The organism is Burkholderia sp. Bp9090, assembly GCF_003857985.1.
GTDB lineage: Bacteria > Pseudomonadota > Gammaproteobacteria > Burkholderiales > Burkholderiaceae > Burkholderia.
This window is the reverse complement of sequence record NZ_QTPV01000040.1, coordinates 55,328-75,585: the sequence shown is the minus strand read 5'-3', so window position 1 is coordinate 75,585 and position 20,258 is coordinate 55,328. Positions and strand designations below refer to the sequence as shown.

Annotated in this window: 23 protein-coding genes and 1 pseudogene; 13 read left to right on the top strand and 11 right to left on the bottom strand. The window is 64.4% G+C overall.

Features of this window, described 5'->3' with window-relative positions:
* From DIE16_RS28270 to DIE16_RS28240, 7 genes and pseudogenes are all read left to right on the top strand, one after another.
* A pseudogene (locus DIE16_RS28270) lies at window positions 1-156 on the top strand (electron transfer flavoprotein subunit alpha/FixB family protein); the annotation flags it as partial.
* Entirely contained in the window at window positions 146-1,021 is an 876-nt protein-coding gene (locus tag DIE16_RS28265) for a CoA ester lyase (protein WP_124893854.1), read from the top strand. The pseudogene DIE16_RS28270 and the gene DIE16_RS28265, both read left to right, overlap by 11 nt.
* A 530-nt stretch (window positions 1,022-1,551) precedes the next feature.
* Window positions 1,552-1,836 carry a hypothetical protein gene (locus DIE16_RS28260; RefSeq protein WP_124519976.1) on the top strand — a complete coding sequence of 95 codons (285 nt, stop codon included), beginning with the start codon at window positions 1,552-1,554 and terminating at the stop codon, window positions 1,834-1,836.
* A 46-nt stretch (window positions 1,837-1,882) separates the two neighbouring features.
* The gene (locus DIE16_RS28255; RefSeq protein WP_044846941.1) at window positions 1,883-2,092 is read left to right on the top strand and encodes a hypothetical protein; all 210 of its coding nucleotides are present in this window, start codon (window positions 1,883-1,885) and stop codon (window positions 2,090-2,092) included.
* A 31-nt stretch (window positions 2,093-2,123) separates the two neighbouring features.
* The gene (rpsU, locus tag DIE16_RS28250; RefSeq protein ID WP_124487370.1) at window positions 2,124-2,336 is read left to right on the top strand and encodes a 30S ribosomal protein S21; all 213 of its coding nucleotides are present in this window, start codon (window positions 2,124-2,126) and stop codon (window positions 2,334-2,336) included.
* Between the two features lie 127 nt (window positions 2,337-2,463).
* Entirely contained in the window at window positions 2,464-2,766 is a 303-nt protein-coding gene (locus DIE16_RS28245; protein ID WP_260434458.1) for a hypothetical protein, read from the top strand.
* A gap of 91 nt (window positions 2,767-2,857) precedes the next feature.
* Complete coding sequence (locus DIE16_RS28240; RefSeq protein ID WP_044846938.1) at window positions 2,858-3,175, top strand: hypothetical protein; 318 nt, start codon at window positions 2,858-2,860, stop codon at window positions 3,173-3,175.
* A 54-nt stretch (window positions 3,176-3,229) separates the two neighbouring features.
* Here DIE16_RS28240 and DIE16_RS28235 read toward each other — a convergent pair whose 3' ends face one another.
* The gene (locus DIE16_RS28235) at window positions 3,230-3,445 is read right to left on the bottom strand and encodes a hypothetical protein (protein ID WP_044846937.1); all 216 of its coding nucleotides are present in this window, start codon (window positions 3,443-3,445) and stop codon (window positions 3,230-3,232) included.
* 177 nt (window positions 3,446-3,622) lie between these two features.
* On the opposite strand from DIE16_RS28235, the gene DIE16_RS28230 reads away from it, so the two are divergent.
* A complete protein-coding gene (locus DIE16_RS28230) occupies window positions 3,623-3,934 on the top strand; it encodes a hypothetical protein (RefSeq protein ID WP_260426231.1) in 312 nt (103 codons plus the stop codon).
* Window positions 3,935-4,485: 551 nt separating this feature from the next.
* Window positions 4,486-4,821 carry a hypothetical protein gene (locus DIE16_RS28225; RefSeq protein WP_124893853.1) on the top strand — a complete coding sequence of 112 codons (336 nt, stop codon included), beginning with the start codon at window positions 4,486-4,488 and terminating at the stop codon, window positions 4,819-4,821.
* Between the two features lie 141 nt (window positions 4,822-4,962).
* On the opposite strand, the gene DIE16_RS28220 is transcribed toward DIE16_RS28225, so the two are convergent.
* Window positions 4,963-5,868 (bottom strand): LysR family transcriptional regulator, encoded by a 906-nt coding sequence (locus tag DIE16_RS28220; protein ID WP_124893852.1) that lies wholly within the window; start codon window positions 5,866-5,868, stop codon window positions 4,963-4,965.
* A 118-nt stretch (window positions 5,869-5,986) separates the two neighbouring features.
* On the opposite strand from DIE16_RS28220, the gene DIE16_RS28215 reads away from it, so the two are divergent.
* From DIE16_RS28215 to DIE16_RS28205, 3 genes are all read left to right on the top strand, one after another.
* Window positions 5,987-6,577, top strand: coding sequence for a flavodoxin family protein (locus tag DIE16_RS28215; RefSeq protein WP_124519974.1), 591 nt, complete (start codon window positions 5,987-5,989; stop codon window positions 6,575-6,577).
* A 69-nt stretch (window positions 6,578-6,646) separates the two neighbouring features.
* On the top strand, window positions 6,647-7,711 hold the full coding sequence (locus DIE16_RS28210; RefSeq protein ID WP_124893851.1) for an aldo/keto reductase: 1,065 nt from the start codon (window positions 6,647-6,649) through the stop codon (window positions 7,709-7,711).
* A gap of 91 nt (window positions 7,712-7,802) precedes the next feature.
* A complete protein-coding gene (locus DIE16_RS28205) occupies window positions 7,803-9,248 on the top strand; it encodes a DEAD/DEAH box helicase (RefSeq protein WP_185640857.1) in 1,446 nt (481 codons plus the stop codon).
* Between the two features lie 57 nt (window positions 9,249-9,305).
* On the opposite strand, the gene DIE16_RS28200 is transcribed toward DIE16_RS28205, so the two are convergent.
* On the bottom strand, window positions 9,306-10,043 hold the full coding sequence (locus tag DIE16_RS28200; protein WP_124893860.1) for a hypothetical protein: 738 nt from the start codon (window positions 10,041-10,043) through the stop codon (window positions 9,306-9,308).
* Between the two features lie 1,336 nt (window positions 10,044-11,379).
* On the opposite strand from DIE16_RS28200, the gene DIE16_RS28195 reads away from it, so the two are divergent.
* The gene (locus DIE16_RS28195; RefSeq protein ID WP_260426232.1) at window positions 11,380-11,967 is read left to right on the top strand and encodes a hypothetical protein; all 588 of its coding nucleotides are present in this window, start codon (window positions 11,380-11,382) and stop codon (window positions 11,965-11,967) included.
* A gap of 209 nt (window positions 11,968-12,176) precedes the next feature.
* On the opposite strand, the gene DIE16_RS28190 is transcribed toward DIE16_RS28195, so the two are convergent.
* The 8 genes from DIE16_RS28190 to DIE16_RS28155 all read right to left on the bottom strand — a co-directional run bounded on the left by DIE16_RS28190 (window position 12,177) and on the right by DIE16_RS28155 (window position 20,229).
* Window positions 12,177-12,518, bottom strand: coding sequence for a cytochrome C oxidase subunit IV family protein (locus DIE16_RS28190; RefSeq protein WP_044846931.1), 342 nt, complete (start codon window positions 12,516-12,518; stop codon window positions 12,177-12,179).
* Window positions 12,519-12,526: 8 nt separating this feature from the next.
* Window positions 12,527-13,234 carry a heme-copper oxidase subunit III family protein gene (locus DIE16_RS28185; protein ID WP_124893849.1) on the bottom strand — a complete coding sequence of 236 codons (708 nt, stop codon included), beginning with the start codon at window positions 13,232-13,234 and terminating at the stop codon, window positions 12,527-12,529.
* Window positions 13,231-13,845, bottom strand: a complete 615-nt coding sequence (locus tag DIE16_RS28180; RefSeq protein WP_124646118.1) for a cytochrome c oxidase subunit 3 — start codon at window positions 13,843-13,845, stop codon at window positions 13,231-13,233. Before DIE16_RS28180 ends, DIE16_RS28185 begins: the two co-directional genes overlap by 4 nt.
* A complete protein-coding gene (gene ctaD, locus DIE16_RS28175; RefSeq protein ID WP_124893848.1) occupies window positions 13,842-15,602 on the bottom strand; it encodes a cytochrome c oxidase subunit I in 1,761 nt (586 codons plus the stop codon). Before ctaD ends, DIE16_RS28180 begins: the two co-directional genes overlap by 4 nt.
* Window positions 15,603-15,615: 13 nt before the next feature.
* Window positions 15,616-16,785, bottom strand: a complete 1,170-nt coding sequence (locus DIE16_RS28170) for a c-type cytochrome (RefSeq protein ID WP_124893847.1) — start codon at window positions 16,783-16,785, stop codon at window positions 15,616-15,618.
* 316 nt (window positions 16,786-17,101) lie between these two features.
* Window positions 17,102-17,614 carry a hypothetical protein gene (locus DIE16_RS28165; RefSeq protein WP_044846926.1) on the bottom strand — a complete coding sequence of 171 codons (513 nt, stop codon included), beginning with the start codon at window positions 17,612-17,614 and terminating at the stop codon, window positions 17,102-17,104.
* Between the two features lie 384 nt (window positions 17,615-17,998).
* Window positions 17,999-18,508, bottom strand: a complete 510-nt coding sequence (locus tag DIE16_RS28160) for a hypothetical protein (protein WP_044846925.1) — start codon at window positions 18,506-18,508, stop codon at window positions 17,999-18,001.
* Window positions 18,509-18,840: 332 nt separating this feature from the next.
* Window positions 18,841-20,229 (bottom strand): MFS transporter, encoded by a 1,389-nt coding sequence (locus DIE16_RS28155; protein WP_124893859.1) that lies wholly within the window; start codon window positions 20,227-20,229, stop codon window positions 18,841-18,843.
* Between the last annotated feature and the right edge of the window lie 29 nt (window positions 20,230-20,258).

Below are 20,258 nucleotides of genomic sequence, written 5' to 3'. Positions count from 1 at the left end.
ATCTCGGGTGCGATCCAGCATCTGGCCGGCATGAAGGATTCGAAGGTGATCGTCGCGATCAACAAGGATCCGGAAGCGCCGATCTTCAGCGTGGCCGACTACGGCCTCGTCGGCAATCTGTTCGAACGGGTTCCGGAGGTGGTCGATGCCGTCTGATGCCGCGATGCGCGCCGGCGGTGGCCGCGTGGCGCCGGCCCAGTCGTATTTGTTCGTGCCGGGGAGCAAGCCGGAGCGCTTCGACAAGGCGCTCGCAAGCGGCGCCGATGCGATCATCATCGACCTCGAGGATGCCGTCGAGCCGGAGGCGAAAGTGGCGGCGCGCGATGCGATAGCGGCGTGGGTTTCGCCCGAGCATCCGGTGCTCGTGCGGATCAACGCGCGGAACACGCGATGGTTCGAGGCCGATGCCGCGCTCGGCGCGTTGAAGGGCGTGGCCGGTATCGTGCTGCCGAAGGCCGAGCGTGCCGACGACGTGTGCGCTGCCGTTGCGCTCGCGCGCCGGCGTGTGCCGGTCTATCCGTTGATCGAAAGCGCACACGGCATGTGGAACGCGCTCGATGTTGCGAAAGCGCCGTACGTCGAGCGGTTGATGTTCGGCACGCTCGATTTCATCGCGGACATGGGCATGTCGGACGATGGCGTTTCGCTCAATCACTTCCGCTCGCAACTCGCGCTGATCTCGCGGGTGGCCGGGATCGAATCGCCGGTCGACGGCGTGACGCCGGATATCGATGACGGCGAGCGTATCGCGCGCGATGCATTCAACGGCAAGCAGTTGGGATTCGGCGCGAAGCTGTGCATCCATCCGAAGCAGATCGGGTTCGTGCACCGATGCTTTCGACCGAGCGACGACGAAGCGCGCTGGGCGCGGCGGGTGCTCGATGCGATGCGCGATTCGAACGGCGGCGTGGTGACGGTCGACGGGAAGATGGTCGATCGGCCGGTGCTGTTGCGCGCCGAGCGGATCGCCGCGCTGGCTGCAGCCGTCAACGCCGGATCGAACGCCGCCGCCGGCGAATGATCGGCGGCGTGAGTCGGGGTGGCCACGGCTGTCCGCTATCGTCGGATCAATGAACGGGTGCGTGCATGCCTGGGCGGCAAGCATCAGGCGGCGTTGCTTCTGTATTCGGTCGACTGACGGAAGATGGTGGAGATGCAAAAGTCTGGTCGCCGGGAAGATGCTCGTCGACGACGGTGATCGGCGTGGTCTTCATCTGGTCGACTCGCCACGGCGAAAGCGTTTCGACGAAACAGGGCACGACGGCATGGGGTGAGCCGCGATCACGGCGCGACAACGCACTTCGTCATCTGCCTCGTCGCGGTCGAAATAAGATGGACACCCGATCGACGATGCGCGTATGATGGTTTCGTTCGAGCCTCCTTTTGCTGTTCGACCGCTCGCCCTCCACCTGCCACCGTGTTGCGTCGCGCATTGCCTCGCGCGCAACGTTTGTCCCTTTCACCACGACCCGTCGCGCCATGCATCAGGCGATGCTGGCTGCCTACGCTCGTCCTTGCGAGTCGCCGAGAAGCGATCGTCAGGAGTTCATGATGAGCATGCATATCTACCGTGGATTCGAGATCTATCCACTGATTTACCCGCACGTGCCTGCGCTGGATGGCTTGCCGCACAACTACGAGGCCGGCTTCGACGCAGCGGTCAAGATTTGTCTTCGCGGCACCACCGACACGCTGACGCAGAGCCAGACTTTCAGGCTCGTCGGCGACGGCCCGTTCGACACTGCCGGTGACGCACGGCGTGCGTCACTGCGCTATGCCGAGCGCGTCATTGACGACGATCGCGAAAAGCTGGCCTTCTTTTCGGACGCCCTCTGACACGACTCGCATGGCAGCGTGACTTGCCATCAATTTGGAGGGCGAAATGATCGTCGACGAGCTTCTCGATCTGGTCCAGCGGTGCAAGCTCACTCGGAGCGATGCTGTCCTGCCCGCTGGAATGACCCATTCTGCGCGGTGCCATCAACAAGAGCTGCAGATGTTCGCGGCGGTGCGCGCATTTTCGATCGGAGCCGGGTATTCGGAGTTCGAATCCGACGCGATAGCGAGCACCGTCATGACACGACTCGGCTAGTTTTATTCGAACGTTTTCCAACAGGCATTACATGACAACCATTACACTGAAGATCAACGAACCCATCGATGTCGCGCTGCGGCGCTTCCGGCGCGGTATCGAGAAGACCGGGCTGATTCGCGAGTTGCGCAGTCGCACCAGCTACGAAAAGCCCACGACGGAGCGCAAGCGGAAAAAAGCCAGTGCCGTTGCCCGGCAGCGCTTGCGGGCGAAGCGCATGTTGCCGCCCCGCAAGATGTACTAGAAGAACGGCGGGAACAGCGTGCCGGCCGAGGGGGGCATTACGGCGCCATCCCGATCCCCGGCATGCGGTACCGCGGCCGGACGACGCAGGCAGCATGCCGGCCGGCCGCCGCGCAGCGGCAGGAAGAATGATCGGTACGCGCGTCGCGCCGTGCAGCAACCAGGATGAAAATCATGATCGGAAGGCGGCAAACATGAGCTGGTACTGCGACGCGGAACGCGAGTTGGCCCATATCAGACGATCGGTCGGGCTGCTCGAGCAAGCGCAACACGCCTTCATCAACCGATCGTCCGTGAACGATCCCGCGTACTGGAGAGTCAAGCTCGACAAGCTCCGCACACAATCCGAGCGAAGCAAGGTCCTCGCACTGCAGGTGGACGAGCTTTTGGTGCGCCTCGAACGCATTCAGGATTCGCGCTGCCGAAAATAGGAAGCTGCTCCTTCGTTCTCGTCTTGTTCCGGGTGCACGCGCATGGCAGGGAGCAGCCCACGGGAGTCGCATTCGAATTTCGGAGCAACACATGATTGACGCTAACCCAGGCAACACGTTTCGACACCTTCCACTCTCGCCCGAGCAAGACGCGGAAATCCGGCACTATATAAAGAAGAAGGCGCAAAAAGGCGAACCATGGGACACCCCCGAGTTGGCCATGATGCTCGCAGACATGCTTTCCCCGCCGCCTGGCGACGACGAGCAGCCAGAGACTACCGTTGAAGAAGTGAAACTGGCCTGCGAATATGCATTGACTTCGATCGACGAAGCCATGGAACCCGTATCCGCAAGTGAAGAGCGACTCGCCGCGATGGAAGCCGAGGAAATGAAGCATCCCAGGCGGTAACGCAGCCACGATGCCCGACGCTCGAGCCACAGCTGCGCCACCGCCTTCTTGCCTTCAGCCAAATTGAGCGGCCAGCCATCCCTGCGCCCATTGCGTCGCGTACGCAATCGCATCGTCGCGCGCATCGAAGCCGGCCAGATCGCCGCTGGAATGCACCTCTCTCTCACCTCCGTCCAGCAGCGTCGTGGTGATTCTCGCATGTGCGATGTACTCGCCATCGGCCCTGCGGGGCGTCGGATCGATCCGGAAGCGTGTCGTATTGAAGAGCATGGGCTCCTCCCTGTCTGGTTGTCGCGAGCGGGGCTGCCGTGCGGGGCCGCACGAGCAGAAGCGTCCGCCGTCAGGATGTGTCGCGATCCGGCCGGCTTCACCATCCGGCCGTTGCCGCGCACGCTTCGATCGGGTCGATAACTTCGTCTGCAATGCGAACCGTTGGACCTCGTCGCGATGAAAATGGAAGAAACAACTGTGCTCACGAGAATTGATCACCGTTCGGTACCCTGTTACCTGATCCTCCGCGGTGGCTGGTCGACCTGTGTGCTGAATGCGGACCGTGTCGTTCTGCGCCGTGAAGCCAGTCCGCTGTTGCGCGCCTTTGCGCGAACCCGCGGAGAATGGGCAAGTATCGACGGCGTCGCATGGAACACCTTCTCCGATGCTGAAGGCCTTTCTGCGATCGAGCGACGGGAGACGCGATGTTATGCGCTGGTCAAGGGAACGGAAACCGAACACCAGTTGCGATTGTTGATGACCCTCTGACGTCAAGGTGCGGGCGAGTCTCGTGCGGTCCGACGCACGGGAAAGCTGAAGTTCGGTGGCGTGTGCGGGATGGTCGTCGCGGTCTCAAGTATGCTCGTCGACAGTCGGGCAAATTCGCCTATAAACACCACGTTTCCAGTCGATTCATGGGCAATTCGTACTCCGTGAGTACCTTTGACTTTTGCGACTGCCATCCCCGCGGCATCGACTTGACCGGAGCGTGACTTCGCCGCGCTTCGTGCCAAATCGGGAACGTGTCGATGCTTTGACATTCAAGCGAAGTTCGGCGCATGGTAGGCCAGCAAGCGGTCTTCGACTCATGGCGCAATCCATGACGACGATGCCGCGTGCCGCCCAGCATCGTTGCAGCACATCGCGATATGCTGGCGGGATGGCGGGCTGGGTTCGCGCTGTGCCGAGGGCAGTCCGATTCGGCCTGATGGGCGACGAAGTCAGCCTGCGAGGCCGCAGGAACGCGAATTGCACGGTGCTGGGCGTAGCCGAATTCGCGGCCGCGGATTCAAGCTGAAGCTGCGTCACTGGAGAAGTCGGTGAGCACCGAGAGAGAGCTTTTTGAACAATGGTGGTTCCGCGACGCGCCGGTGGAATATCGCGCCGACCTGGCCTATCGCGTTCGGGACCAGGGCGGCTACGTCAGGGGAACACGTGCGGCGGCCGCCTGGGATGGATGGCAGGGGGCACGTCAGGGCCAGAACTGGATTCCGGCGGATCAGCACCGCCCGACGCGTCAGGATGCGGACTCGGCGTCTAATGTGTTGGCGTGGGATTCACGAGGATTTGCGGTCGTCGCTCGATTCGACGACGTCGCGCTGCTGCAGTCGGCGTACACGCACTGGATTCCTCTGCCGCCCGCGCCGAAGGATTAGCTGCGGCGTCACGACGCGAGGTCGCCGGTTACGGCGCAGCTTGCAGGCGCCCCATGTCGGCGGCCCGGCCAACCGCATGAGCAGCCTCATCGGTTTCCCGGCCACGGGCCATGCCCCCCGAGCCGATCCGCCGCGCCGCCCTCAGTCGAAATACGGTTCCAGCACCCGCTCGATCCAGTCCATGAACGCCCGAACGCGCGGCGACAGATTGCGCCGATGGGCCACGACGAGCCACGCGGCCAGCGGCTCCGGGCGCAGATCGGGCAGCACCTCCACCAGCGCGCCGCTTTCGATGTGAGCCGCGACCCCTGAATACCCGGCCTGGATCAAGCCGATGCCGGCCAGCCCGGCAGCGTGATAGGTCTGCACGCTGTTGACCTGCATCGCGCTCGGCAACGGCAGCGATGCATAGCCGGTGCCGTCCGGGTACTCCCATCCCGGATGACGCGCGCCGAGTGTCAGCGTGTAGTGGACCATCCGGTGTCCCTGGCCGAGCAGATCGTCGAGCGTATGCGGTACGCCGTATCGCGCCAGGTAGCCGGGGCTCGCCGCATTGATCATGCGCAGCCGGCCCAGCGGTCGCGCGATCAGCGTGTCGTCGACGATCGGGCCCAGACGGATCACGCAATCGAAGCCTTCCTGGACGAGATCGACACGCCGATCGGTGCTCGACAGCTCCAGTTCCAGCTCCGGATGCGCGGCCATCAGTTGCGGGAGTGCGGGAACCACGACACTGCGGGCCAGTTCGGTCGGCATGTCGACGCGCAATCTTCCCCGCAGTCGCGAGCCGTTGCCGGAGAACATCGATTGCAATTCCTGGACTTCGGCCAGCAGGTCCCGTGCGCGCGAATAGAACGCGCGTCCGTCCTCGGTCAGCTGCACGCTCCGCGTCGTCCGATGCAACAGTGCAACGCCCACGTCGCGCTCGAGTCGACGGATCACCATCGAGACACGTCCCTTCTGGATGCCCAGGCTTTCGGCCGCCCGCGTGAAGCTCGTCATTTCGGCGACACGGGCAAAGATCAACAGCGCATCGAGGTTTTGCATTGTTCACTCGGTGAGTAACAGAACGTTCAATCGGCCGTCATTTATAACTCAATTGCGACTCAGTAGAGTGCTTTCCGATGTCGTCTCCCGACGACCACCTGAACGAAAGGGCGCAACCATGACACAACACATCGCACCGGTTAAGACGGCCGTCGTCTACCACTCCGGCTATGGGCATACCCGGCGTATGGCAACGGCTGTCGCCGAGGGCGCGGGCGCCGTCCTCGTCGCAATCGACGCCGACGGAAACATCGCACCGGACGCGTGGGACACGCTCGCGGGCGCCGACGCCATCCTGTTCGGCTCGCCGACCTACATGGGCGGCCCCAGCTGGCAGTTCAAGAAGTTCGCCGACGCATCGTCGAAGGCCTGGTTCGACGGCCGGTGGCGCAACAAGATCTTCGGCGGCTTCACCAATAGCGCGAGCGTCAACGGCGACAAGCTCAATACGCTCGAATACTTCGTGCTGCTCGCCGGGCAGCACGGCGGTGTCTGGGTGAGCATGGACATCAAGCCGGCGAACCTGAAGGCGTCGATGCGCGACGACCTGAATCGCATGGGCTCCTATCTCGCGCCGATGGCGCAGACGCCGGCCGACGCGTCGCCCGACGAGATGTCGCCGGGGGATCTCGAGACGGCACGCCGCTATGGCGCACGCGTCGCAACGATCGCCGGACAGTTTCGGGCAGGACACGCGCGAATCAGCTGACATCCCGGCGTGCGGGGCACCTGACCGGACGCCACCGCATGCGTTCCAGCCGACCATGAGGAAACGGCCATGAAATACAAGCAACTGGGCCGCACGGGCCTGTATGTCTCCGAGCTGTGTCTCGGCACGATGACGCTGGGCGGCAATGCCGATGCCGGCATGTGGGCGTCGATCGGCGCGGTCGGCCAGGACGACGCGACCCGGCTGATTTCCCGCGCACTGGCCGAGGGCATCAACTTCATCGATACCGCCGACATCTACTCGTTCGGTCAGTCGGAACGCCTCGTCGGACAGGCGCTCCGGGACCTCGGCGTGCCGCGCGGCGAGATCGTGCTGGCGACGAAGACGGCGGGCGTGATGGGCCCGAAGCCCAACGATCAGGGGGCGTCGCGCGGCCACATCATGGATTCCGTGCAGCGAAGCCTGGAACGGCTCCAGGTCGACCACATCGATCTCTACCAGATACACGCGAACGATCCCGTCACGCCGATCGAAGAGACGCTGCGGGCGCTCGACGATCTGACGCGGCAGGGGCTGGTTCGCCATGTCGGCGTCTCGAACTGGCGCGCCGGAAAGATCGGCAAGGCGCTCGGGCTCAGCCAGGCGCTCCATGCGACGCGCTTCGAGACGCTGCAGGCCTACTATTCGATCGCCGGACGTGACGTGGAGCACGAACTGGTGCCGCTCGCGGTCGACGAGCAGATGAGCCTGCTCGTCTGGTCGCCGCTCGCCGGGGGACTGCTTTCGGGGAAGTTCGGCCCCGGGGCGCCGGCCGAAGCAGGGTCGCGGCGCAGCCATTTCGATTTTCCGCCGGTCGATCTCGAGCGGGCCTGGCCGTGCGTTGCCGCGATGCGCGCCATCGCCGACGCGCGCGGTGTGTCGGTCGCGCGGATCGCGCTCGCGTGGTTGCTCGCCAAGCCGCATGTCACGAGCGTCATCATCGGCGCCAAACGGGTCGAACAGCTCGAAGACAATCTCGGCGCGGCCGATGTTGCGCTGACCGGAGACGAACTCGCGCATCTTGATGCGGTCAGTGCGGTGCCTGCCGGCTATCCCGGCTGGATGATCGATCGCCAGGCGGCGGGCAGGCGGCCGCAGCCGTTCACGCGCGGCGCGCCGAAACCGGACCGGTGACGCCGCATCGCGCGGCGCGGCGTTCGGCCCGCGCGATGCGGTCGCCGCGGCGGTAACGGCTAGAATTGCGGTTTTAGCCCGGAACACGTCCATGTCTTTTGCCTCGCTTGGCCTGATCGATCCCTTGCTGCGTAATCTGCAGGACCTCAATTACCAGACACCGACGCCGGTGCAGGCCAAGGCGATTCCCGCGGTGCTCGGCGGCAAGGACGTCATGGCCGCGGCGCAGACCGGCACCGGCAAGACGGCGGGTTTCGCGCTGCCGCTGTTGCAGCGGCTGGTGCAACACGGGCCGGCGGTGTCCAGCAACCGTGCGCGTGTCCTGGTGCTGGTGCCCACGCGTGAGCTGGCCGAACAGGTGCTGCAGAGCTTCGTCGCGTACGGCAAGGGCCTCGACCTGCGGTTCCTGGCCGCCTACGGCGGTGTGAGCATCAACCCGCAGATGATGAAGCTGCGCAAGGGCGTGGATGTGCTCGTTGCCACGCCGGGCCGTCTGCTGGACCTCAACCGGCAGAACGCGGTGCAGTTCGATCAGGTGCAGGCGCTGGTGCTGGACGAAGCCGACCGGATGCTCGATCTGGGTTTTGCGCGCGAACTCAACGCCGTCTTTGCTGCGTTGCCCGCCCGGCGCCAGACGCTGCTGTTCTCCGCCACGTTTACCGACGATATTCGCGCGATGGCGGCGACCATTCTGCACAGCCCGGTCGATATCAGCGTCAGCCCGCCCAACGTCACGGCCAGCAAGATCAAGCAGTGGGTCGTGCCGGTGGACAAGCGCAACAAGCCCGACCTCTTCATGCACCTGGTGGCCGAGAACAACTGGGACCACGCGCTGGTGTTCGTCAAGACCCGCAATGGCGTGGACTACCTGGCGGCGATGCTGGATGAAGCCGGCTATGCGGTCGACACCATCCACGGCGACAAGCCGCAGCCCGCGCGCCTGCGTGCGCTGGAGCGCTTCAAGACGCGCGAAGTGCAGATGCTGGTCGCGACGGATGTGGCGGCGCGCGGGCTGGATATCGACGACCTGCCGCTGGTGATCAACGTGGATCTGCCGATCGTCGCGCAAGACTATGTGCACCGTATTGGCCGTACCGGCCGCGCGGGCGCCAGCGGCGTGGCGGTGTCGCTGGTGTGTGCCGATGAAGCGCCGCAGCTGGCCGCGATCGAAGCGCTGATCCGGCAGACGCTGCGCCGTGAAGAGGAGCCGGGTTTCGAAGCCGAACACCGCGTGCCGGAAACCAGCGCGACGGGGCAGATCATCAAGAAGCCCAAAAAGCCGAAGAAGCCCAAGGTGCCGCAAGGTGGGGCGGGTGCCATGCCGGCGGCCGGCAAGAAGCCGAAGCCGCAAGGTGGGGACGGCAAGCGCAAGGCCGAGGGGCAGCGTGCCGGCGCCGCGGGTAAGGCGGCAAGCGTGTTGAGCGGCAGTCCGTTCAGCGTGCAAAAGCCGCGCGGCAAACCCGCCGGCAAGGCGGCTGCGGGTTCACGCAAGCCGGCCGGGAAACCCGCCGGTGGTCGCGGCAAACGTCAACCCTGATCGACGGGGATGAGGCGTGCCGGCCGCCGCCGCTCGGCCGGAGCTTCCCGATCTTCGTCACGCGTTCTGCAATCGTCGACGTTCAAGGCGGTTGCGCAACAGGCCCGCGATCAACGCGCCGATGATCAGGCACACGTAGAGGGTGACGAGATAGTGACGCCACGCGTCAAGGGCGAACTGGTGTGAAACCAGTTTCGGATCGGGGGGCAGATACAGCGAGCCCTTCGCCTCGACGACGCGCATCATATGAACAAAGCCGCCCGCGGAGAGCAACGGCAGCAGGGCGACGAATGCCAGCAGCGCGGGTTTGGCGCGGCACGCCCACGGATGATGGCGCAACCGGAACCACAGTCCGAGACATCCGTGTATCCAGCCGGGCGCGAGCAGTGCCAGTTGCAGGCCCTGCGTGCCGCTGGTGAGCAGCACGGTGACGACACGCTCGTAGTCCGGCTCGAAGCCGTAGAGCGAGGACGCGAGCCGGGTTGTCACCGCGTGGCGGATCAGCAGCAGCGGCAGGCTGAGGCCTGCCCAGAGGCGGAGCCATTCGGCGGGCGGCAGGGTCCAGTGGCGGCGCCCGTATATCGTGTGCAACGCCAGCGCAAAATGAAGCGAAGCCGCGCCGTACAGCACGAACGTCCCCGGTGCGCTGCGCCAGAGCCGCAACGCCAGCACGAGACCGCGTCCGGCGAGTTCGAGGGACCAGATTCCGAGTGCGTGATTGATCAGGTGCAGAAAGAGATAGGTCAGCAGCACCACGCCCGATCCGAGCTGGAAACCGCGCAGCACGGATTGCATCCGGACTTTCGATTCACGGTGCGGTGTGCGCACCGCGGGCGATTCCTGTTTGGTATCCGTTGCATGGGCCGTGTCGATGATGTCCATAGGGGTCACCCGGTTCGTGTTTCCTGCAATACCGTGAGCACACGACGGTTATTCCCGGATTCGACGGGGACTGCCGGGAGAAGGCAATCCGAGGGGCGACCGCGCTCGACGCGCACGAGCACGTTGCAGCGGCGTTTGGTGAACGCTCAAACCGACGCACGAGCGGCGCTTTGCGAATGAGGCTCGACTTCCTCAGCCGCCATCGACGAATCTCGATCCGGCGGGATTTCCCGGCCTTGATCGAAAGTTATTTGCAAGGCATGGTTTTGATTTCGGGTAATCAGGGTATTTTTGATTTTTGACGTCCGCGATTTTTACTTCCTGCCAGTCGTCAAAAATATTCTTTCGGCCGATCGCGCGATCTGCTTCGATTTATTGCGGAACCATACCCTAAAAAATTCGGGCCATCCGATTTTGGTCATGTCGACCTGGTCGGTGTCTCCGCCGTCACTGCCGGTTTGACGCTCAGCCCCGCCAGACGGCGTAATGCGAAGGAAGAGACGGGAGATCTCTCGGCAAACCGCGCAGATTTTCAGGCACTGATCGGTGCATCAACGCCCGATGCCGTTGGCGTTTCGTCTGAGAAAATCAATGCTCGACAATATCCCGAATGACCGAGAATTTCCCTATTCAACATATGAAAGTTTCGCAATATGCACTCCGAACTGCGACCCCTTTACTATTTACCGCTCAAATGTAAAAAGACGTGACCCATCAATCAGTGCCGGAATCCAGGTCAGAACAATTCCGCATACTCCGTATCAGCAGAAATTGCGCCCGGTCCGACCCTTCTCTCGGCGCATTCAGCGCTCGTTACGTCCTTTGCATTTCGTAACAACTCGGGTTGATTCGTCAGGGCTCGCTGTTTTAAATTTTGCCCGTCGCCCAGCAGCATCCGGCACTCGGGCGACTTTTCAATCTGCAAGTCACGCATGCCGGATACCCGGATGGCCAGCCATCCGACACTACAAGTCTGCACGCCGTGCGGGCTTGATCAAGTGGTCGAACTCGCGATGGGTGTCGGTTCGACTGCATTCAGCCCGTTGCGACCAGACGCACCGGAATGGGCTCACCACGTTGTTCATGTCATGCCGAACTGGAGCCAGCTTGATAGCGGAATCCATGATCGAATTTTGATGTTTGCGTCGCAATCCTAAATATGTATCGACGGAATTCGCCCAGATTCACGACGGTACAACTTAACTTTGCGCACCGCGCCGATAAAGGACAGAAAATGGAATTCGTACGAATGGGAATCGTCTATGTTCATCTCATTGCCTGCTGTGTCGCGATTGGTCTCGTGCTGACCAGCGACATTGCCATGGTCAGGCAACTGCTGGATACAGACGCGCCTACCGATCCTGCCCAGGTTCATCTGGCCAGCCTGCAGCGCACCGTCACGTTGGCGCTGACGATTCTCTGGATCACCGGCATCGCGATCATTGCGTTCGACATGCGGACCCAGGGTCTCCGGTATCTCGGCAATCCCAAGCTGCAGGCCAAGATCGGCATCGTCGCGTTGCTGACCTTCAACGGTATCGCACTGCACTCCGCGGTCCTGCCGGCATTGCGGAAAGCGGGATCCTTGCTGAAGCTTTCGTTCGAACGGCGCATGGTTGCCATTTTCGCGGGCGTGATTTCCGCCGTCTCGTGGTTCTATGCGGCAATGCTTGGCGTCGGGCGCCCGTTGAGCTGGAAGTATTCCCTGGTCCAGATTCTGGCCGCTTACCCGGCACTGATCGCCGGCGGCATCGCCACCATGTTGTTCATCACGGCAGTGGCGAAATCCAGGACGTCCGTGGAACGACGCAATACCGAAAAGGTGGCGGCCTACTGATCGCCGCCCTCCGGGGGATGCGCGCTGCTCGCGGCAGTGCGCATCCTCTCGTCACACATGCCTGCGTGCTGGCCAGCGTCCAATTCCAAACGTTCGGCTGCACGCGGGCACGCGCCAGGCGCGCGTTGTCCCCATCCCCCTCCTCGCGCAGAGCCAGATCGTACGTGATCCGAAGCGTTCGCCGCCGGAAGAACGAACCGGCGACGCGATCAATGAAAGAAGAGCGCCCGCATGCCGAACGTGTGATGCGCCTCGGCCGCCATCAGCACCATGAGCACCAGCAGGCACAGCGGCGGTATCAGGATCGCGTACACCAGCGCCAGCCGCTCCCACATCATGTGCATGAAGATCGACACGATCAGCCCGGCCTTGGCGATCATGAGCACGACGATCAGCACCCAGCGCACCACGCCTTGCACCTTGAAGTAGTCGACCAGGTACGACAACGTGCTCAGGACGAACAGCAGGCCCCAGATTTTCAGGTAGATGCCGATCGGGTGCTGCTGGCCGTGCGCGGCGTCGGGTCGATCGGCGGGATCGGTGTGGTCCATGGCCTGCCTCACCACAAATAGAACAGCGCGAAGATGAACACCCACACCAGGTCGACGAAGTGCCAGTACAGGCCGGCGATCTCGACGATCTGGAAGTTGCCGTGCTCGGTGAACCCCGGCTGCAGGATCTTGCGTGCGATCAGCAGCAGGTAGATCACGCCGCAGGTCACGTGAAAGCCGTGGAACCCGGTGATCATGAAGAAGCATGCGCCGAACTGCGTGGCGCCCAGCGGGTTGCCCCACGGGCGGATGCCTTCATGGACGATCAGCTTGGTCCATTCGAAGGCCTGCATCGACACGAAGGTCACGCCGAGCAGCGCGGTCGCCAGCAACAACGCGGCGGCGCGCCGGGCATTGCGCCGATAGCCGAAATTCACGGCCATCGCCATGGTGCCGCTGCTGGTGATCAGCGTGAACGTCATGATCGCGATCAGCAGCAAGGGCACCTCGACGCCGGCCACGGTGAGCCCGAACACCTTCGACGGGTCGGGCCACGGCGCCGTGGTCGACATGCGCACCGACATGTAGCCGATCAGGAAGCTGCTGAACACGAAGGTGTCCGACAGCAGGAAGATCCACATCATCGCCTTGCCCCACGGCACCTTGAAGGCTTCGCGGTCGGCCGACCAGTCCGTGACGATGCCGCGCCAGCCGTCGGGCCCGGCGTCGGCGGGCGGGGTGGCGGCGGATTCGGGCGGGAGCGGAGGCGAGGTCATGGCGCGGCTCCATACAGCGGTCCGCAGATGGCGGCGACAACCGCGGGGGTGAGCCACCACATTGCCGCCAGCAGCACGAGCCAGACCGCCAGCAGGAAATGCCAGTAGAGCGCGCACAGCGAAATGGCGCGCTGGGCGCGGAACGGATCCGCACGCCGGCGCTGCGCGATCGTCACGGCCCAGGCCGCCAGCCCGCCCAGCACGTGCAGTCCGTGCAGGCCGGTGAGCAGGTAGAGGAAGCTGTTGGAAGGATTGGCGACGACGGTTTGCCCGGCCGCCGACAGCATGCGCCAGGCGATCAGTTGCCCGATCACGAACACGGCGGCCAGCACGCCGCCGGCCACCAGCCACGCCACGCGATGCCCGGTCAGCTGCCGGGCACGCTGCATGGCGACGCTGGCCAGCGCGAGCGCGCCGGTGTTCCACCACAGCAGCGCCGGATGCGGGATCGGCTGCCAGTCGGGCTCGCGCATGCGCATGCCGTAGGCGAGCAGCAGCAATGAAAACAAGGCCGTCGCCACGGCCATGAACACGATCAGGCCGACGCGGCTCGCATTCGGCAGGACGGGCGGCGGCGTGTCGGGAACGAAGGGGCGCGGCAGCGTGGTCATTTGCGTGCCTCGCCGGGTTGAACCGTCGGGCGGGCCGGTTCCGGCTCCGGCGCCGTTGCAGGCGGCTGGTTTTGGGGGACGAAGTCTTCCGCTTGTCCTGGCGGGCTGTATTCGTACGCCCAACGGTAGACGACCGGCAGCGCGGCGCCCCAGTTGCCGTGCACCGGCGGCGTTTGCGGCGTCTGCCATTCCAGCGTGGTGGCCCGCCACGGATTGCCGTCGGCACGCTTGCCGCGTACGAGGCTCCACGCCAGGTTGTACAGGAACAGCAACTGTGCGACCCCCACGATCAGCGCGGCGACGGTGATGAACGTGTTGAGCGTCTGCGCCGAATGCGGAATGAAGCTGTAGCCCTCGTACGCGTAATACCGCCGCGGCATGCCGAGGATGCCGAGATAGTGCATCGGGAAGTAGATCGCGTACGTGCCGAGGAAGGTGATCCAGAAGTGCGCGCGCCCGAGCCTGTCGTCGAGCATGCGGCCCGTCACCTTCGGATACCAGTGGTAGAGGCCGCCGAACACCACCAGGATCGGCGACACGGCCATCACCATATGGAAGTGCGCGACCACGAAGTACGTGTTCGACAGCGGAATGTCCACGCTCACGTTGCCGAGGTAGAGCCCGGTCAGCCCGCCCAGCACGAAGGTGCTGATGAAGCCGATGGCAAACAGCATCGGCACGGTCAGGTGGATATCGCCGCGCCACAGCGTCAGCACCCAGTTGTAGACCTTGAGGGCGGTCGGGATGGCGATGATGAGCGTGGTGGTGGCAAAGAAGAAACCGAAGTACGGATCCATGCCGGCGACGAACATGTGGTGCGCCCACACCACGAAGCTCAGTGCGCCGATGACGACGATGGCCCACACCATCATCCGGTAGCCGAAGATGCTCTTGCGCGCGTGGGTGCTGATGAGGTCCGACGCGATGCCGAAGGCCGGCAGTGCGACGATGTAGACCTCCGGATGCCCGAAGAACCAGAACAGGTGCTGGAACAGCAGCGGGCTGCCGCCGGCATGCTTGAGCGACTGCCCCATCGACACCACGGCCGGTATGAAGAAACTGGTGCCGAGCGTCCGGTCGAGCAGCATCATCACGGCCGACACGAACAGCGCCGGAAACGCCAGCAGCGCCATGATGGTCGCGATGAAGATGCCCCACACCGTGAGCGGCATGCGCATCAGCGTCATGCCGCGCGTGCGCGCCTGCAGCGTCGTGGTGACGTAGTTCAGGCCGCCCATGGTTGCCGCGACGATGAAGATCGCCAGCGACACGAGCATCAGCACGATGCCCCATTCGACGCCCGGCGTGCCGGGCAGGATGGCCTGGGGCGGATACAGCGTCCAGCCCGCGCCGGTCGGCCCGCCCGGCACGAAGAAGCTCGCCACCAGCACCAGCACGGCGAGCAGGTAGACCCAGAAGCTCAGCATGTTGAGAAACGGGAACACCATGTCGCGCGCGCCCAGCATCAGCGGGATCAGGTAGTTGCCGAAGCCGCCGAGGAACAGCGCGGTCAGCAGGTAGATCACCATGATCATCCCGTGCATGGTGACGAACTGGTAGTAGTGGTTGGCATCGATGAAGCTGAACTTGCCGGGAAAGCCGAGCTGCAACCGCATCAGGTCCGACAGGACGAGGCCGACCAGGCCGATGGCGATGGCCGTCAGCGCATACTGCACGGCGATGACCTTGTGGTCCTGGCTCCAGACATAGCGGGTCCAGAAGCTTTTCGGGGCGTGGTCGAGGTGCGCGTAGGGCATTGCGTCTGCTCCGCTAGGGCTGGCGGTTGGCCGTGCTGCCGGCAGCCGTGCTGCCGGCAGCCGGGCCGCCTTGCGATTCGATGTAGGTCACCAGCGCGGTCAGCTCCTGATCGCTCAGGTCGAAATGCGGCATGATGGGTGAATAGCCCTTCACGACGCGGGCCGCCGGATCGCGGATGAAGGCGCGCAGATAGGCGTCGTCCACCTTCGCGGTGCTGCCGTCGGCCATCGTTTCGGTCTTGCCGTACAGGCCCTTCCAGGTCGGACCCACGCGCGGGCTGCCGTCCACGGTATGGCAGGCGAAACAGCCCTTGGCCGCGGCGAGCGCCTTGCCCTGGTCGGCAAGCGCCTGCGCGCTGCCGCCTGGCGTTGCCGCCGCGGCCTGAACCTTGGCCTGCTGCCGCTGCGCGAAGGTGGTCTGCTGCGCGAGCCAGCGCGAGAACGCTGCATCGTCTTCCACCACCACCACGCCGCGCATGCCCGCGTGCCCGACACCGCAAAGCTGCGCGCACAGGATGTCGTAACGGCCTGCCTTGGTCGGCGTGAACCAGAAGGTCGTCACCATGCCGGGCACCATGTTCATGCGCGCACGAAACGGCGGGACATAGAAGTCGTGCAGCACGTCGAGCGACCGTGTCAGGACCTGGATCGGCCGGTTCAGCGGCAGATGGACCTCGGGCGTCTCGATCAGGTAGTTGTCGCGGCCGTTGGGGTCGGCGGGGTTCAGGCCGAAGGGATTGTCGCTGCCGATATAGCGCACATCCGTCGTGCCCAGCTTGCCGCCGGGGCCGGCGAAGCGGAAGCGCCATTGCCATTGCCGGCCGAGCACCTCCATCTGCAGCACGTTGCGCGGCGGCCGGATGTAGTCGGCATAGACGAACAGACCGGGCGCCAGCAACGCCGCGACGCCGACGGCGGTCAGGCCGATCAGCCACCATTCCAGCCGCCTGTTGTGCGGCTCGTAGGCCGCGCGATGCCCGCCGCGGTGGCGGTAGCGCATCAGCGCGATCGCGATGAACAGGTTGATGGCGATGAAGAACGCGCCGGTGATGACGAGCGTGATCGTCAGCATGTCGTCCATGCGCACCCAGTTCGACGCGATCGGCGTGATCCACCAGGGACTGGCAAAGTGAAACCCCACCGCCAACGCGATGATCACGATCAGGGCAATCGCAAGCACCATGGGCCGCCTCGCCGCGCGTCACTCGCCGGAGCCGCCAACCGGCGCTCCGGGCATCGTCGTGCCGCCTTGCCGAATTTCGTACGATTGTTTGCCGGCAATCCACCAGGACCGATTCGCCAGGCGGCGTCGGCGGCTCTAAAGAAAAAGGTAGTCTGCTGCCTTGCATCGCGCAAGGCAGCGCAAGAGGAAGGAGGGAAGCACCCCATACCCGCGTCGCACCACGGACGGCGTCACCTGCCGCGACAACATGCAAAACGGCCGCCTCCGGCGTGAGTTGTCGAGGCGGCCGTCCCGCGCGGCGCGAAGCAACGGCATGTCAGTGCATCGCGTTCTGCTTGCGCCGTTCGAGCATGCCGTAGACGACGGCGGTGACCACGCCGAACAGCAGGTTGGCCAGCAACGGTCCGGATCCCCGCTCCGAGATGAACCACGGGAACACGGCGGTCATCACGTAGAAGTTCCATACGTACGCGACGATCCCGAAAGCCAGCCCGATGACGGCCTCCATGCCGACGCTCGAATCGAAGCGGAACGGCGCCATGATCGCGGCGAGGATCATCCCCATGATGGCGCCGAGCACGTAGTGCAACAGCAGTGCCATTCCCACGATGCTGAAGCTGAACACCGACATCTGTTCGAGCGCGCCACGGCCCATCACCATCGCCGCGATCTTGTGGGTCGGCTGCCACGGACTTTCATCGAGCACCATGGTCGACCAGAAGAATTCGAGCACGATCACCAGGGCGCCCCCGGCAAGCCCGGCCACGGCCGCGGCGAGCCAGTCCGGCATGCGCCGTTGCCAATGGTGCGATTGAATGTGCAGTTCCATACGACCTCCTTGCTGACGGCTCGCGCGTCGAAAATACGTCGGCTATTCGATTCAGAATGGCAGATATGGGGGGCAACGCAAGGTGCAAAAACCCTGCGCGTCGCATGGCAGTACGGTGTTCTGTTCAGGATCGGCTTGCGGCGGGCGTCGGCTGCGCGACACGGGAACGGAGGCCGTGACGTTGCGCGGTCACGGGCATCTCACCGGATGCAACGCCAAAAGGGCAGGGGGCCGTCACGGAATCGTCCTCGTGCCGGCGTGCCGGGGTAAATTAAGTACTCCGACAAATCGTCTGCGTGGACGGATGCCGGTTTCACCCTTGCCTGCTGCCGACCCGCTCGATGCGGGGCGGCCCCAGGCGCCGTGCATGCCGGGTTCCGCGTGTCAGGGAAAAACCGGTGACGTAGGCTCGCCGCCCTCCAGATCCGCCTTCGGAAAATGCTGGGCGATCATCTGCTCGATTTCCTGCTCTCGCAATGCCGGCACGTCGGCCATGATCAGAATCTGGCCTTCCTTGATCGCCTCCCGAAATCGCTCGAGTCGCGCGTTCGGTTCGGCGATGCCGATCATCCCGGCCGTCCACGCCCCGAAGCCCGCACCCGCCACCGTCAATGCGACGACGGCGCCGCCCGCGATCACGAGCTCGGCAGGCGGGTAGACGAGCGCGACGAGGCCGATGAGCGCGCCCGTTGCGCCGCCGAGCGCGACGCCGCGCTCGAGCGCGTGCACGACATCGCTGCTTTGCAGCAAGGACGCTTCGGGTAACTCTTCGAGCGTGACACTGTGATCCGCGAGGACATGGATATGGCGCCAGATGATGCGAGCGCGCAGCAAGTCATCCACGATCGCCTTCGCCATCTGCGTGTCGGGTACGAGGAAATAGAGGCGCCTCATGTCGGCCCCCTTTTTTCAGTCAGGAATAGCTTCTATTTTATGTCAGCATCGGCGGCGCGCTACGTGCGCGTATGTGTGTCACAGGCACATGGACGGGGCGGTCTTCGTGCGCCACGTCGAGCTTGAACCTTGCTGTCTGACGCGCGATTGGCGCGGCAGTGCAGTCGTTCAACTTGCGGGTGCGCTTGAAGAAGGGGCGAACGCGGACATCAGAGGAAATCCACGCGAAACCCTTGTTTGTCCGGGCCGCCGCACCGCCGCTCGCCGCTCGCCGCTCGCCGCTCGCCGCCGGCGCCCGGCAGCGAGCGCCGAATATTCGCCGCCGCCGGCAATCAGGCTTGCCTGACGCCGGAGTGGACCGCGGCGTCTTCCGCGTCCTGCATCCCCGGCGCGACTTCCTCCAGCGCCTGCCCCCCGGTTTCGACGCGCAGCAGCCCGATCGCGACACACAGCACGCCGAGCGTCGCGCTGACCATCGCGATCACGCCCGATACGCCGAACGCCTGGTAAAGCGCCAGGGCCAGCGCAGGCGTGCCGATCGACGACATCCGTCCGCACATCCCCGCGACACCGGTGCCGCGCAGCCGCACTTCGGTCGGGAACAGTTCGGGAATGTAGCCGAACAGCCCGAGCGTCGTGATCGTGTAGATCGCGCTGACGAGACAGAAGCCGACCACGACGATCGCGGTGGTATCGCGCAGCGACACATACAGCCAGCCGAGCGCGATGCTGAGAATCGACGCGATCACGATGCCCTTGGCCCGCCCGATCCGATCCGCGATCAGATAGCCGATCAACCCGCCGACCGGCGAGCCGATCGACATCAGGAACACGAACCCGAGCGACTTGACGACGGACAACCCTTCCGTGACGAAGAACGTCGGCAGCCACGCAATGAAGCCGTAGAGCCCGACGTTCACACCGATGGCGGTCAACGCCGCGACGATCGTCCGGCCCCGCATCCCCTTCGAAAACAGCACGCCGAGCGGCACCTTGCCGACATGCAGGTCGACGGTGCGCCGCACGGGCGGCAGCGTGCCGACCTGCCGGCCGACCTCCTGCTCGATCGCGGCAAGCGTCGCCTCGGCCTCGTCGAGCCGCCCGACCGATTCGAGCCAGCGCGGCGACTCCGGCATCCGTTTGCGCATGAACCAGACGACCAGCGCGCCGGCGCCCGCCAGCGCGAACATGTACCGCCAGCCGAGATAAGGAATGATCCAGTACCCCGCGGCGAGCGCCGCGAAGAGCCCGCTGTTGGTGATGATCGCGAGCAGCGACACCCACTTGCCGCGCGTCTCGGGCGGCACGAACTCGGCGAGCGTCCCGGCCGCGACGACCAGTTCCGCGCCCAGCCCGATTCCCATGATGAAACGCAGCACGATCAGCCACGCGATATCGGGCGCGAAACACGCGGCGATCGAAGCCAGCCCGAACACGGCCAGATTGAGCTGATACGAATAGCGCCGCCCGAGCCGATCGCCGACGTAACCCGCGACGAACGCCCCGATCATCATTCCGACGAACGTCGACGACACGAACATCGCGCCATGCCGCAGGTCGGTGAATCCCTCCTTGACCATCGCCGCGACCGAGCCGTTGGCGAGATAGATATCGAACGCGTCGAGGAACGCGCCGCCGGCGATCAGGCCGAGTATCTTCCAGTGAAACCTTGAAATCGGCAGCCGGTCGAGCCGGCCGGCGGCATTGACGGTGTTCGCCATGATGTCTCCAGTCATGTGGCGCTCTCGCG